At 32.9% G+C, this 13489-nt stretch carries 16 protein-coding genes and 1 other annotated feature; of the genes, 15 read left to right on the top strand and 1 reads right to left on the bottom strand.

The genetic code is table 11. The annotated features are described in order from the left end of the window. Positions 1-429 precede the first annotated feature (429 nt). The 9 genes from COI44_RS04585 (at position 430) to COI44_RS04545 (ending at position 7750) form a co-directional block, all read left to right on the top strand. A complete protein-coding gene (locus COI44_RS04585; protein WP_098426878.1) occupies positions 430-990 on the top strand; it encodes a Maf family protein in 561 nt (186 codons plus the stop codon). 21 nt (positions 991-1011) lie between these two features. Then, positions 1012-1698, top strand: coding sequence for a RadC family protein (radC, locus tag COI44_RS04580; protein ID WP_098426877.1), 687 nt, complete (start codon positions 1012-1014; stop codon positions 1696-1698). Positions 1699-1833: 135 nt separating this feature from the next. Continuing rightward, positions 1834-2874 (top strand): rod shape-determining protein, encoded by a 1041-nt coding sequence (locus tag COI44_RS04575; protein WP_098232706.1) that lies wholly within the window; start codon positions 1834-1836, stop codon positions 2872-2874. A gap of 171 nt (positions 2875-3045) precedes the next feature. Continuing rightward, complete coding sequence (gene mreC, locus COI44_RS04570) at positions 3046-3900, top strand: rod shape-determining protein MreC (RefSeq protein WP_098426876.1); 855 nt, start codon at positions 3046-3048, stop codon at positions 3898-3900. Positions 3901-3907: 7 nt separating this feature from the next. Beyond that, on the top strand, positions 3908-4426 hold the full coding sequence (gene mreD / locus COI44_RS04565; RefSeq protein WP_098426875.1) for a rod shape-determining protein MreD: 519 nt from the start codon (positions 3908-3910) through the stop codon (positions 4424-4426). 47 nt (positions 4427-4473) lie between these two features. Beyond that, positions 4474-5160 (top strand): septum site-determining protein MinC, encoded by a 687-nt coding sequence (gene minC, locus COI44_RS04560; protein WP_088014420.1) that lies wholly within the window; start codon positions 4474-4476, stop codon positions 5158-5160. Between the two features lie 2 nt (positions 5161-5162). Then, on the top strand, positions 5163-5957 hold the full coding sequence (minD, locus tag COI44_RS04555) for a septum site-determining protein MinD (protein ID WP_098426874.1): 795 nt from the start codon (positions 5163-5165) through the stop codon (positions 5955-5957). A 169-nt stretch (positions 5958-6126) separates the two neighbouring features. Then, positions 6127-6897, top strand: coding sequence for a M23 family metallopeptidase (locus tag COI44_RS04550; protein ID WP_286163760.1), 771 nt, complete (start codon positions 6127-6129; stop codon positions 6895-6897). Beyond that, entirely contained in the window at positions 6890-7750 is an 861-nt protein-coding gene (locus COI44_RS04545; RefSeq protein ID WP_098426873.1) for a site-2 protease family protein, read from the top strand. Before COI44_RS04550 ends, COI44_RS04545 begins: the two co-directional genes overlap by 8 nt. A gap of 154 nt (positions 7751-7904) precedes the next feature. Here COI44_RS04545 and COI44_RS04540 read toward each other — a convergent pair whose 3' ends face one another. Beyond that, entirely contained in the window at positions 7905-8471 is a 567-nt protein-coding gene (locus COI44_RS04540) for a glycosyltransferase family A protein (RefSeq protein ID WP_098426872.1), read from the bottom strand. Positions 8472-8698: 227 nt separating this feature from the next. Between COI44_RS04540 and COI44_RS04535 the strand changes: the two genes are divergently transcribed. The 6 genes from COI44_RS04535 to obgE all read left to right on the top strand — a co-directional run bounded on the left by COI44_RS04535 (position 8699) and on the right by obgE (position 13375). Further along, entirely contained in the window at positions 8699-10156 is a 1458-nt protein-coding gene (locus COI44_RS04535) for an Rne/Rng family ribonuclease (RefSeq protein ID WP_179887013.1), read from the top strand. 61 nt (positions 10157-10217) lie between these two features. Further along, positions 10218-10295 (top strand) — a sequence feature (ribosomal protein L21 leader region). A gap of 13 nt (positions 10296-10308) precedes the next feature. Beyond that, complete coding sequence (gene rplU, locus COI44_RS04530; protein WP_025672164.1) at positions 10309-10617, top strand: 50S ribosomal protein L21; 309 nt, start codon at positions 10309-10311, stop codon at positions 10615-10617. A 9-nt stretch (positions 10618-10626) separates the two neighbouring features. Further along, positions 10627-10962 (top strand): ribosomal-processing cysteine protease Prp, encoded by a 336-nt coding sequence (locus COI44_RS04525; RefSeq protein WP_056472574.1) that lies wholly within the window; start codon positions 10627-10629, stop codon positions 10960-10962. Between the two features lie 16 nt (positions 10963-10978). Beyond that, a complete protein-coding gene (gene rpmA / locus COI44_RS04520; RefSeq protein WP_025672162.1) occupies positions 10979-11269 on the top strand; it encodes a 50S ribosomal protein L27 in 291 nt (96 codons plus the stop codon). Positions 11270-11524: 255 nt separating this feature from the next. Further along, positions 11525-12067 carry a Spo0B C-terminal domain-containing protein gene (locus tag COI44_RS04515; RefSeq protein ID WP_069035176.1) on the top strand — a complete coding sequence of 181 codons (543 nt, stop codon included), beginning with the start codon at positions 11525-11527 and terminating at the stop codon, positions 12065-12067. 21 nt (positions 12068-12088) lie between these two features. Next, a complete protein-coding gene (gene obgE / locus COI44_RS04510; protein ID WP_098426870.1) occupies positions 12089-13375 on the top strand; it encodes a GTPase ObgE in 1287 nt (428 codons plus the stop codon). Positions 13376-13489 lie beyond the last annotated feature (114 nt).

Here is a 13489-nt window from a genome sequence, read left to right as displayed (position 1 = left end):
CATGGAAAGCGAGCACCCCGGAGTGGAAATCAACCTCACTAAACTCCTTTTACGAAAATTTTGAAATTAATTGACGTGATTATATTTTAACAGCGTGAATACACTGTCAAAATATTTTTGTTTATGTTTTTTTATTACAGTTCTAATGAAAGAAATTAATATTTATCATTAAAAACTTCTTAGTGTAATTTATATCTATTCAAATTTTAAGCAAATTTTATTACGAAAAGACTGGGTTTGGACATAAAATATTTAAAAATGAAATTTTATTATTAGGGTATTTTAATACTTAACAAAACTTTCATTTTTATTACATTTTAATAACGAATAGACAACGAAAAGTGTTTTTTACTAATTTGTGTTATAGTGATTACTTGGGTAGGATAGTCATGTATCCTTCCTTTTAAAAAAAAATAATAGGTGAATGAAATGAAAAAACTTATATTAGCCTCTGCATCTCCTCGAAGAAAAGAACTTCTTAGCATGTTAAATATCCCTTTTATCATTGAAACTAGTGATGTTGAAGAAGTAATGGAGCAGAACTTGCAGTCTTCTGAGATTGTAATGAAATTGGCGGAAGAAAAAGCTATAGATGTATCTAATAAATTTCCAAATGCAGTAGTAATCGGTGCTGATACGATCGTTACTTATAATGATAAAAAACTAGGTAAGCCTACCTCAAAAGAAGATGCATTTGCAATGTTAAAAATGCTATCTGGAAAAACACACGAGGTTTTTACTGGAGTTTCAATTATTAATGAAGGTAAAAGTAGTAGCTTTTATCAGTGTACAAAAATTACCTTTAGTGAACTAAGTGATCAAGAAATAATTGATTATATCAATACTAATGAACCGATGGATAAAGCTGGTTCTTACGGCATACAAGGATATGGCGGAACATTTGTAGAGAAAATAGACGGCGACTATTATTCAGTTGTTGGGCTTCCGATCAATAAAGTTAAGAAAAAACTAAGAGAACTAAATTTTTAACTTTTGATTTGAGGTGATACTTTGTCAAATTCGCTTCTCATTAAAGATTTTCCGAAAGATGAAAGGCCAAGAGAGCGATTGTTAAAATTTGGTCCCAGTAGTTTGTCTAACCAGGATTTACTTGCGATCTTATTAAGGACTGGGACAAAAAATGAATCGGTTTTAAAAGTTTCAAACGAACTTTTATTGAAATTTGATGGGTTAAGATTATTAATGAATGCGTCTGTAGAAGAAATATCAAATATTAAAGGGATCGGTGAAGCGAAAGCTGTACAGTTAATTGCTACCTTTGAATTAGGAAAAAGGATTAACCGTCTTCAATATGACGAAAGATTTATGATTAAAAGTCCAGATGATTGTGCTGAATTTATGATGGATGAAATGCGATTTCTTGAACAAGAGCATTTTGTATGTTTATACTTAAATACGAAAAATCAAGTTATTGCCCGCGAAACTATTTTTAAAGGTAGTTTAAATGCTTCGATCGTCCATCCTCGTGAAGTTTTTAAAGAAGCTTTTCGTAGATCTGCAAGCTCGATTATTTGTTTACACAATCATCCAAGTGGGGATCCAACTCCAAGTCGAGAAGATATCGAAGTAACAAAACGATTAGTTGAATGTGGAAAAATAATTGGAATTGAATTACTAGACCATATCATAATTGGTGAACATAAGTATGTCAGTTTAAAAGAAAAAGGTTACGTTTAAGGGTGTTCATTAGTAACTAATTGTTTTATAATGTGAGTTATGGATAAAAACCTGTTATTTACTAACGATAAGAGAATATAGTATAGATACTTTAAATATGAATTTAAGTTGTACGTTTTAGAAAGGAAGATACATATGTTTGGATTAGGTGGATTTACTCGTGATTTAGGAATAGACTTAGGTACTGCGAATACTTTAGTCTTTGTAAAAGGAAAAGGAATAGTAGTTAGAGAACCTTCTGTTGTGGCATTAAAAACAGATACGAAACAAATTGTTGCTGTAGGGAGTTCAGCAAAACTTATGATTGGTCGTACTCCAGGAAACGTTGTTGCGACTAGACCAATGAAGGATGGGGTTATTGCTGACTTTGAAACAACAGCAACAATGATGAAGCACTATATTGATCAAGCTCAAAAGAGCAACGGATTTTTCTCACGTAAACCTTATGTAATGGTATGTGTGCCATCAGGTATTACTGCTGTTGAAAAAAGAGCTGTTATTGATGCAACAAGACAAGCTGGTGCACGTGATGCATTCTTAATTGAAGAACCTTTTGCTGCAGCAATTGGTGCTAATTTACCGGTTATGGAACCAACTGGAAGTATGGTTGTTGATATTGGTGGAGGAACAACTGAGGTTGCAATTATCTCATTAGGTGGTATCGTTACTAGCCAATCGATTCGTACTGCTGGTGATGATATGGACGAAGCGATTATCCAATATATTAAAAAGAACTATAACTTATCAATTGGTGAACGTACTGCCGAACAGTTAAAACTTGAAATTGGTTCAGCTATTAAAACTGATTCAGATGAGCAAATGGATATTCGTGGTCGTGATTTAATTTCAGGTTTACCTAAAACAATTACAATCCATGGAGAAGAAATTGCAGTAGCTTTAAGTGACACAGTAGAAGCAATTGTTGAATCTGTTAAAAATACTTTAGAAAAAACACCACCTGAATTAGCAGCGGATATTATTGATCGTGGAATCGTTCTTACTGGTGGTGGGGCACTTCTTCGTAATATTGATAAAGTAATTGCTCAAGAAACAAATATGCCTGTAATAGTTGCGGAAGACCCTCTTGACTGTGTTGCAATGGGTACAGGTAAAGCATTAGATAATATCGATATTTTCAAAAAGAATTATTCTTCTTCAAGCACTTCATATCGATAAAAGTTGATTGGTAATATAAAAATTTGGCTAGTTTTCTAAAAGGATGGACTACTAAATAAGTTCTTTAATAAGAAGATTAGTTAAAATTTGTAATCCTCACTACAATTAGTGAGGATTACATTCATGAAATCGTTAGAACAAAAAGTTGAATTGTTATAAGAGGGTGTAAGAATGCCACAATTTTTTCAAAATAAACGTTTAATGATTGTCTTAGCTGCTATTATCTTACTAGTGGCACTACTAGGTTATTCTTTAAGAAGTAATAGAAACCTTTCAATTCCTGAGCAGTTTATTAAAGATACAGTAAGTTTGACTGAAAAAGTATTTAATAAGCCCGCACAACTTATTGCGGGTTTATTTAATAATATGGCAGACTTAAAGGATACATATGATGAAAATCAAGTTTTGAAAAGTAAGCTCGATAAATATGTTGAATTATCTGTACGTGAGAAAGCATTAGAAAAAGAAAATAAAGAATTAAAAGACATGATTGGAATCAAAAAAAGCTTAAGTGATTATGATACATTTCAAGCTACAGTTACAATAAGAGATCCGGATAAATGGCAACAAATCATTTCCATTGATAAAGGATCGATAAGTGGAATTGAAAAAGAAATGGCAGTTATCACTTCTAAAGGCTTAATTGGTAAAGTTAAAAATGTTTCTAAATTTTCATCAACTGTACAATTATTAAGTTCTTCAGATCGTACAAATCGAATTTCTGCTAAAATTCAGCAAAAAGATACAGTTTTTGGTTTGATAGAGGGTTATGATGTTGAGAAACAAGCTTTATTATTCAAACGAATTCCTTCAAATGCAAAAGTAAAAAAAGGACAAACAGTTGTGACTTCAGGACTTGGTGGTGTTTTTCCAGCTAATCTAGTGATAGGGAAAGTTGAGGAAGTTGTTCCTGATGAACATGGGCTAACACAAACAGCTTATATTAAACCGCAAGCAGATTTTAATGACATAAATCATGTACTAGCTGTTAAGCGTTCAATTGATCAGCCACAGAAAGGAGAGTAATTAGTAAATGAGTAAGTATGGTTTACCTCTCCTTTTAACATTTCTGTTTATTTTAGAAAATATTTATGTATCAACTGTATCGCCAAACATTCTTGGTCACAATGCGATAATTGTTCCACATTTTTTATTTTTTGGTTTATTATTTATTACATTATATTACAATCCGAAGAAGGCACTTATTTATGGTGTTATCTTTGGATTCATTTATGATATTGTTTATACAGAGATTATAGGTATATATTTAGCTGCTTTTCCGTTATTTATCTTTTTAATAAGTCAAGCAATTAAAATACTTTATGCGAATTTATTCGTTCGAAGTATTCTTGTTTTAATATGGACAGCAGCCTTAGAATATTTAGTATACGGATTAAATGCGTTGTTCGGATTTACTAATATGAATAATACATACTTTTTGAATCATCGATTATTTCCGACATTATTACTGAATGCACTATTTATATTAATTTTTGCATATCCTTTCTCATCATTATTAAGAACGATTAGTGAAAATAATGAGGAAAAATAAAGGGTTTTTCGGGTGCATGTCGAATTATACAATCGGGGTGAACACTTATCATGGAACAGAGGCAACAATATGTTACAATAAAAGGAACGAAAGATGGTCTAACACTGCACCTCGATGATACATGTTCTTTTCAAATTTTAGTAGATGAAATTGAAGAAAGACTGTCTACCCACTTGTTTGAGAGTAATGATCGTCCCTTACTTGCAGTTCGTTTAAAAATAGGAAATCGTTTTTTATCTCCCGAACAAGATGAAATTATTCGTTCAATTGTTCGTAAAAAGAATAATCTTGTGGTTGAAACAATTGAAAGTAATGTGATTTCGAAGCAAGAAGCTATTGAATGGATGAAAAGGGAGGAAATTGTACCTATTTGTAGAATGGTAAGATCCGGTCAGATTCTCCAAGTGAAAGGTGATTTACTGTTAATCGGTGATGTTAACCCAGGTGGAACTGTTATTGCGGGTGGAAATATCTTTATTATGGGTGCACTAAGAGGTACTGCTCATGCCGGTTTTAATGGTAATAAGGAGGCAGTTATTGCGGCATCAATAATGAGACCAATGCAGTTGAGAATTTGCAGCATAATGAACAGAGCACCGGATCATTATGGTGATGAAGGCAATGAGATGGAATGTGCGTATATAAACGAAGATAGCCAAATCATTGTCGATCGCATACAATTTCTGACTCATCTTAGACCTAGTTTGACAAGGTTAGAAAGGGGCATGATGTAACTGTGGGAGAGGCTATAGTAATTACATCTGGTAAAGGTGGAGTTGGTAAAACAACTACATCAGCAAATTTAGGAACAGCATTAGCGATGTTTGGAAAAAAAGTGTGCTTAATTGACACTGATATCGGCCTACGTAACTTAGACGTTGTCATGGGATTAGAAAATCGCATCGTCTATGATTTAGTGGACGTTGTTGAAGGTCGCTGTAAAACGCATCAGGCATTAATAAAGGATAAGCGTTTTGAATGCTTATATTTATTACCTGCTGCACAAACAAGCGATAAAACTGCTGTTTCTCCTGAACAAATGAGAGAGCTTGTTGATGAATTAAAAAAAGACTATGATTATATATTAATAGACTGCCCTGCTGGTATTGAGCAAGGATATAAAAATGCAGTAGCAGGTGCAGATAAAGCGATTGTTGTCACAACTCCTGAAGTTTCTTCAATTCGTGATGCAGATCGTATTATTGGATTATTAGATCAAGAGGATATTGAGCCTCCTAAACTAGTAATCAATCGTATTAGAAGTCATATGATGGAAAATAGAGATAGCTTAGATGTTGATGAAATTACTTCAATGTTAGCTATAGATTTAATTGGTATTGTCCAAGATGATGAAAACGTTATTAAGGCAACTAATAGTGGTGAACCTGTAGCGATGAATCCAAATTCAAAAGCTTCTATTGCATATAGAAATATTGCAAGAAGAGTGCTAGGGGAATCTGTACCATTACAATCATTAGAAACTGAAAAGAGTATTTTCTTTAAAGTGAAAAAATTATTTGGTATCCGATAACACTTCGTAAAAAGCGAAGTGTTTTTCTTTTTCTATTTTTCAAATTTCCTCTTAAATCACTTCCAAAATCCTGTCTAATACCTTTGTCCACTTTTCAAATTATCTACTCATAAGTTGTCCTTTTGATTCATATAAATTAACTAACTAGGTTCCGAGGAGAGGTGACACTTTGAGTAAGCGCGTAGATGATATAAGAAAGCGGATCGCTAAACGGCGTGAACAAGAAGAAAAATGGGGAAATCCGAATCAATTAATGAGCAAATTTCCGGTAAAAGAAGTGCAAAACACTGAGGGCGGATACACTTATACTTACGATGATTTGGTAGAAGAGCAAGGTAAGAAAATAATGAATAACTCTAACTTTGTGTTTAGAAGTTTATTATGCGCGATTATTGTACTAGCTTTAGCCATCATCTTAAAAAGTAACTCACCTATGGCATCTCAAGTTCGGCATGGTCTTTCACAAGTTTATGAAAGTGAATTTCAGTTTGCTTCATTACAGAAATGGTATGAAGATCGATTTGGAAGTCCTATTGCTTTTTTACCACAATTAAATGATCAAAAAGAGAATGTTGGAAATGATAATTATGCTGTTCCTGCAAGTGGTAAAGTACTGCAAAGTTTTAAAACGGACGGCCAAGGGATATTGATTCAAACTGAAGCTAACCAAAAAGTAGAGTCAATCAAAAAAGGTCGAGTACTTTTTGTAGGAAAGAAAGATAATTTAGGGAATACGGTCATTATTCAACACGCTGATGGTTCAGAATCTTGGTACGGAAAATTAGGAACAACTAACGTAAAAGTTTATGACGAAGTGGATAGTAAAAAGGTTATCGGGACGGTATCATCCAATGATGAAGGGAATTTAGGTACTTATTATTTCGCAATTAAAATGGGGGAAAAATTTATCGATCCGAAACAGGTGATTCCATTTGAATAAATGGCTAACTCTTCCTTCTAAAATTTCAGTTCATCCACTGTATTTATTAATTGCATGTATTGGTATTATGACAGCTAATTTTTGGTCAGTATTGTTTGTATCAATTATAATTTTCTGCCACGAATTAGGTCACGCCATTGCTGCTACTTCATTTAATTGGAGAATAAATAAAATTACGCTACTTCCGTTTGGGGGAGTTGTAGATCTTGATGAACATGGAAATCGACCAACCTACGAGGAGTTTATTGTTACAATCTCTGGCCCCATTCAACATTTAACTTTATATATAATCGCTAACTTCCTATTTCAAATGAATTTAATGCCTGAAAACCTCTATACGCTTTTTATCAATTACAATCTTAGTATCCTTTGTTTTAATTTATTACCAATATGGCCATTAGACGGTGGGAAATTAATCTATCAGTTATTTTCATTGATTTTTCCGTTCGTTAGAGCTCATATATATAGCTTGTACTCATCATTTGTATTTTTATTGTTATCCTCATTTCTTACAATCATAATACAGCCTATGAATATTACAATTTGGGTTTGTCTATTATTTTTAATCGTTTCCTTATGGAGTGAGTGGAAAAATAGGCATTTTGTTGTTATCCGATTTTTAATGGAACGGTTTTATGGAAACAAACAATATATCCAAAAAATCAAATCGATCTCCTTGAATAAAGAAACAAAATTATTTCAAGTTTTTTCCAACTTTCAAAAAGGATATAAATACAACGTCGTCTTTTCTCTTGATAAAAAAAATCAACAAATGTTAGATGAAAATGAATTATTACATGCTTACTTCACTGAGAAGAAAGCAACCTATTCGCTTGAAGAATTAATTAGTTAGATTTCATTTATTTTATACATTTTCTATAAACTGAGGTGGCTTGATATGAAGCCATCTTTATAGTGTTGTAAATTAAATGAGTTAGTCCAATAGCAAACAAAAAAAGATGGTCTCTAGGTGAGGCCATTTTTTAATTAATTTTATTCAATTCTTACTATACATACCACGAGGAGTCTTTTGGAATATAGTCATAGTAATACAATATAGAAGGGATCCTTTTTTGAATTTTTATATCGTTTGAAACTCGTCTGCCCCATTCATCGTCTTCTCCAAAACTGATATTAAGAAATTTATGTGTCGAGGCAATTTTTTTTGAATAGCACATTAAATGATTTGGTTTTCGATAATAATAATTTTCATCTTCCCCATGTGCAAACTCTTTCCCATATTTACAAACTTTAGAGTATTGGTTATTAAAATTTACTAAAACGTCAAATACAATACAGTCAACATTTGGCGTTTCATTGATTGCTGAGCATAATAATTCGATATAATTTGGTTCTATCCGATCATCGTCATCTATAAAAACTACATAATCTCCTTTTGCTTGCTCAATTAGAACATTTCTTTTTTCACCAATGCTTCTTTTTTTATTTTCTAAAAGTACTAATATTTCAACTGGATATGTTTTACTCTGTTTATCTAAATCATTAATAATATTATTTAAATACCCCATTCTTTCGGGGACGGTTGGTATAAGAATTGATAGAATTATATCCATATAATCGCTCCTATCTAAATCAGGATTAAGTAAAAGAAAGGGTAATACAGGAAAAGAAAAGGAGAAAATAACGTCTCTTTAAAGAAGAATGTAAGTGAAATCTTAACATAATATTCAATTTCTAATATTCATGTGAGTAGACTAACTAATTAGATTATCTTAACTGGCTTTTTTCTAATTAAATGAATAAAATGTGATAGATACTAAACATAGTTAGGAAGATGAATTTGAAGAAAGTAATTATGAATGTAAAACATTCAGAGAAAAGAATTGCTGTAACTGAAAATGACCAGCTAGTTGAATGGTTTTCTTCTGCAGACCAAAATACATATGTAGGGAATATATATGTAGGACAAATCCAAGAAGTAATGCCGAAATTAAATGCAATTTTTGTAAATATTGGCTTAAATAAAAATGGCTTCATGAGATTCGAAGATACAATCGAAGGGAAAGAATCTGAAATCAATAAAGACGAATTAATAAGAAAAAAGTTCCAAAAAGGACAATATATTTTGGTTCAAGTAATAAAGGATGCGTTTGATGAGAAAGGTCCAAAGCTTACAAATAATCTTGAGTTCTCTGGTGATTACGTTGTATATTTCCCTCTTACAAAACAAGTTGCTGTCTCAAATAAAATAAAAAAAGAATCGAAACGAAATAAATTATACTCATTAGGTCGAGATTACACTCGTGATAATGAGGGGCTAATTTTCAGATCTTCATGTGAAAATGCTGAATCAGATGTGATTTTAAATGAGTTAAAAGGCTTTCAAACATTTTATGATTCATTAAAAAATCAAAGCTTTAAAAAAATCAATTGTTTATGGGAAGCGAATTCCTTGTTTACTAAGTTTTTTAAATTACATCCTAAAGATACAATCAGTGAATTAATCATTGATGATTTACCTGCTTATAAAAATTATTTGCCTGAAGATCTTCAAATAATTAGTTATAGAGGTAATGAAAATATTTTTGTGGCATTGAAAATTGAAGAACAAATAGAGAAATCTTTTAAACAAATTGTATGGTTAAAAAATGGTTCATTTCTACTAATCGAGCAAACTGAAGCTATGACAGTGATCGATGTAAATACAGGTAAATTTAGCGGGAAAAATAATCGTGAAGAGACTGTATATCATACAAATCAATTAGCTGCAAATGAGATTGTTCGCCAATTAAGACTTCGTGATATTGGTGGAATGATTATTATTGATTTTATAAATATGAAGTCCATTGAACAGCAAAAAAGTATAGGCGATTTATTAAGGGAAGCCTTTAAAAATGATCGAGCTTATACAAAGCTATTTGGATTTTCTGACCTTGGTTTATTTGAACTTACACGCAAAAGAACAGCTCATTCACATATTGAAGCAACACATCAAAAATGCCCTGAGTGTAATGGTAGTGGGCTTGTAAAAAACACGGTTCAGACAGTTTTTGAGCTAGAAAGAGCGCTTTGGGAGCTCTCAACAAGTCGTGATATCGAGGCTTTACTTATTGAATGTAGTGAGGATGTCGCAAAAGCGTTAAATGGAGATCAGAATAATCATATACAAAGACTAGAAAAAGCAATGTTTATAAAAATCTGTTTGAAAATTATATCTTCAAAAATACCATTTTATAATATAGTTAGAACTGGTACGACTAAGGAAATAACAAGCTATTTAGAAACAGCCATTAACTGAAGTAGTTGTTGACATTCGACATGCCCCGTGGTAACATCATAATGTTATTGTTTGTAGCGCACCCGTGCTACAACCGCGCATAATAGGTATTAAATTGCTATTTTTAGCATGCCTATTGGTGGCGAGTCTTAGACTATTGAGGAGGTGCAATTATGTACGCAATTATTGAAACTGGTGGTAAACAAATCAAAGTTGAAGAAGGTCAAGCAATCTACATCGAGAAACTTGATACTAACGCAGGTGAAACTGTAACATTCGACAAAGTTTTATTCGTAGGTGGCGAAAACATCAAAGTTGGTAGCCCAACTGTTGAAGGAGCTACTGTAACTGCAAAAGTTGAAAAGAACGGTAAAGCTAAAAAGATTCTTGTATTCAAATACAAATCTAAAAAGAACTACCGTCGTAAGCAAGGTCATCGTCAACCTTACACTAAAGTTGTTATCGAAAAAATCAACGCTTAATTTTAAGTAATGACTAAAATAACAATTGAACGTTTAAAAGATGGACGTATAGGTTCCTTTAAAATAAGTGGACATGCATTTTTTTCTGATGCTGGGACTGACATTGTTTGTGCCGGTATATCAGCAGTTTCAGTAGGAACTGTAAATGCTTTGGAAGCAATTTGCCGTATAGATTCCGAATTAAATACAGTAATTGATGAAAAGAAAGGTTTCTTGAAGTATCAATTACCGATTGATTTAAATGAAGATAATATGCAAAAAGCGCAACTTATCCTTGAAGCGATGATCGTATCTTTACAAACTATCGCTGCAAGTTACGGTGACTATGTCACTATAAACGAGTAAAACAGGAGGTGTAACCATGTTAAAATTAAATCTTCAGTTATTTGCTTCTAAAAAGGGAGTAGGTTCTACAAAAAACGGTCGTGACTCAATGTCAAAACGTCTTGGCGCTAAACGTGCTGATGGACAATTCGTAACTGGTGGTTCAATTCTTTACCGTCAACGCGGCACTAAGATTTATCCAGGTGTAAACGTTGGTCGTGGTGGAGATGACACATTATTTGCGAAGGTTGATGGCGTAGTTAAATTCGAACGTTTAGGCCGTGACCGCAAACAAGTAAGTGTATACCCTGTAGCTCAAGAAGCTTAAGAAACTAACTTAGAAACTCTAACCTTTTAGGTTAGAGTTTTTCTGTACTTAAGCCATTTTTATTTATAATAAATTGCTATTCAACATAGAAAAAGGTGTTGTTATAGCAACCTCTCAAACAATATGCTCCAAAGACTCGGCATTTTACAAGCTACACACTAGTTTGAGACTTTCAAAATGATCAATCAAAATGCCGAGCCTAACTTTTTTATTACCTTCATAAATACCAAAAATGTAAACCTATAGGAGAATACAATGCAGGAGAAATGGGACGTTCTAGAGGTATTAAGACATTCACGTCATGATTGGTTAAATCGAATTCAATTAATAAAAGGATACATGGCCACAGGTCAATCTGACCAGCTAGAAGAAACGATTACAAAAATTGTTGCTGATTCTTTGAATGAAGCTAAAATTTGTTCGTTACAAATTCCAGAGTTTGCAGAATTTATCATTACCTATAACTGGAAGCCTCGTACAATTGTACTAGATTATGAAATTTTAGGAGAACCATGTTCGCTTAAAAATTTAGACGAAGTGATGACAGTATGGATTCAAAACTTTTTAGAAAAACTAGAATCTTGGGTACATATTTATGAGGAAAATTTTGTTAGTTTAACAATTGAAATAAATGATAAAACAGTTAGTTTCTTTTTTGACTTCAGAGGTAAACTAACAAAGAAAGAAGATATGTTGAAGTGGATTGTTTCATCATCAAATGACAGCTCAAAAATTAGAATGATGTCATATTTTTGTGAGACAGAAGAGTGCAGTATCGAATTTAAAATGGAAAAATAAAAGAGTGGTGGATTTATAATTATGTTTATTGATCAAGTCAAGATATATGTAAAAGGTGGAGACGGTGGAAACGGTATGGTAGCCTTCCGTCGTGAAAAATATGTTCCAAAAGGTGGCCCTGCTGGTGGAGACGGTGGTAGGGGAGCTAATGTTGTATTTATAGTAGATGAAGGCTTAAGAACATTAATGGATTTCCGTTATAAACGTCATTTTAAAGCAGATCGTGGTCAACATGGTATGTCTAAAAACCAACATGGTAAAAATGCAGAAGATATGATTGTAAAAGTACCACCTGGGACGATCGTAACGGATGCTGATTCAGGTGAATTAATAGCTGACCTTACAATGGATGGTCAAACAGCTATTATTGCAAGAGGAGGCCGTGGAGGCCGTGGAAATAGTCGATTTGCATCGCCTGCAAATCCCGCTCCAGAAATAGCTGAAAATGGTGAGCCAGGTAAGGAAAGAAACATTAAACTAGAACTTAAAGTTTTAGCTGATGTTGGATTAGTTGGTTTCCCAAGTGTTGGTAAATCAACATTACTATCTGTTGTAAGTTCTGCTAGACCAAAAATCGCTGAATATCATTTTACAACAATTGTTCCTAATTTAGGTGTTGTAGAAACTGAAGATAATCGTAGTTTTGTAATGGCCGATTTACCAGGGTTAATTGAAGGAGCACATCAAGGTGTTGGACTTGGGCATCAATTCCTACGTCATATTGAAAGAACACGTGTAATTGTTCATGTAATTGATATGTCAGGTCTTGAAGGCAGAGACCCATATGAAGATTACTTAACAATTAATCAAGAGCTAAAAGAATATAATTTACGTTTAACTGAACGACCTCAAGTAGTCGTTGCAAATAAAATGGATATTCCAGAATCTGAAGAAAACTTAATTAAGTTTAAAGAACAAGTTGGAGATGAAGTTCAAATTTTCCCAATTTCTGCAGTAACACGTCAAGGTTTACGTGATTTATTATTTACTGTTGCAGATTTAGTTGAAACAACTCCAGAATTCCCACTTCATGACGAAGAGGAAGACAAACCACTACGAGTTCTATATAAATATCAAAAAGAAGAACCTACTTTTGAGATTACTCGTGAAAGTGATGGAACGTTCGTCGTTACAGGTGAAGAGCTTGAAAAACTATTCAAAATGACTAACTTTGAACGTGAAGAGTCAATTCGTCGATTTGCACGTCAACTGCGTGGAATGGGAATTGATGAGGCACTACGCCAACGCGGCGCGAAAAACGGAGATATCGTTAAGATTTCTGAATACGAATTCGAATTTATCGATTAATTATTCCTATATAAAAAGAGGGTGTCCAAAAAGTTTTACAATTTGGACACCCTCTTTCTTATTTATTCATAAATAAAATGCTGCAAATAAGACTTGGGGAATCGCAAATAAGAT

Origin of the sequence: Bacillus sp. AFS088145 (genome assembly GCF_002564465.1) — a bacterium.
In the GTDB taxonomy this organism is placed as follows: Bacteria; Bacillota; Bacilli; order Bacillales; family Bacillaceae_G; genus Gottfriedia.
The sequence above is the reverse complement of the archived record's forward strand: the minus strand, read 5'-3'. Positions and strand labels throughout refer to the sequence as shown.

Bases quoted from the DNA above. Each gene is read 5' to 3' on its own strand.
- rpmA (WP_025672162.1), top strand. From the start codon at position 10,979: ATGTTAAAATTAAATCTTCAGTTATTTGCTTCTAAAAAGGGAGTAGGT.
- COI44_RS04540 (WP_098426872.1), bottom strand. From the start codon at position 8,471: ATGGATATAATTCTATCAATTCTTATACCAACCGTCCCCGAAAGAATG.
- mreD (WP_098426875.1), top strand. From the start codon at position 3,908: ATGAGTAAGTATGGTTTACCTCTCCTTTTAACATTTCTGTTTATTTTA.
- COI44_RS04585 (WP_098426878.1), top strand. From the start codon at position 430: ATGAAAAAACTTATATTAGCCTCTGCATCTCCTCGAAGAAAAGAACTT.
- COI44_RS04515 (WP_069035176.1), top strand. From the start codon at position 11,525: ATGCAGGAGAAATGGGACGTTCTAGAGGTATTAAGACATTCACGTCAT.
- mreC (WP_098426876.1), top strand. From the start codon at position 3,046: ATGCCACAATTTTTTCAAAATAAACGTTTAATGATTGTCTTAGCTGCT.
- obgE (WP_098426870.1), top strand. From the start codon at position 12,089: ATGTTTATTGATCAAGTCAAGATATATGTAAAAGGTGGAGACGGTGGA.
- COI44_RS04525 (WP_056472574.1), top strand. From the start codon at position 10,627: ATGACTAAAATAACAATTGAACGTTTAAAAGATGGACGTATAGGTTCC.
- rplU (WP_025672164.1), top strand. From the start codon at position 10,309: ATGTACGCAATTATTGAAACTGGTGGTAAACAAATCAAAGTTGAAGAA.
- COI44_RS04575 (WP_098232706.1), top strand. From the start codon at position 1,834: ATGTTTGGATTAGGTGGATTTACTCGTGATTTAGGAATAGACTTAGGT.